This window comes from Allomuricauda sp. F6463D, assembly GCF_023015965.1.
Taxonomy (GTDB): Bacteria; Bacteroidota; Bacteroidia; order Flavobacteriales; family Flavobacteriaceae; genus Flagellimonas.
In genome coordinates this window covers 1-281 of sequence record NZ_JALKAN010000023.1, presented here as the reverse complement: position 1 = coordinate 281, position 281 = coordinate 1, and the positions used below count along the sequence as shown (strand labels likewise).

Genomic DNA, 281 nt, shown 5'->3' with positions numbered 1-281 from the left:
GTATTCGTGGTGATATCCGAAGCGTTGTCGGCTATGTCCGAAGCGTTTGCCGAAACTCCTGCACTATCATCAAGACTTGAAATATCAACTGCAGCATTGTTGCCAAGCTCATTGTTATAGGTCAGTTCGCCGGTAGTATCATTAAAGGACAATGTAGTATTGGTCTCGGCTATGGATACGGAGGCCACGTTCAGGTAAAGTGCTCCATCCGTGCCTGCTGTTAAATTGTTGTTCAGATCCGTACTTATCAAATTTACGGATTCCGTCCCACCACCATCTGT

General features: G+C 45.9%; 1 protein-coding gene. It reads right to left on the bottom strand.

What is annotated here, in order from left to right; all coding sequences use genetic code 11:
• A partial coding sequence (locus MWU56_RS16480) for a hypothetical protein (protein ID WP_247046521.1) occupies positions 1-281 on the bottom strand: 281 nt, incomplete at both ends.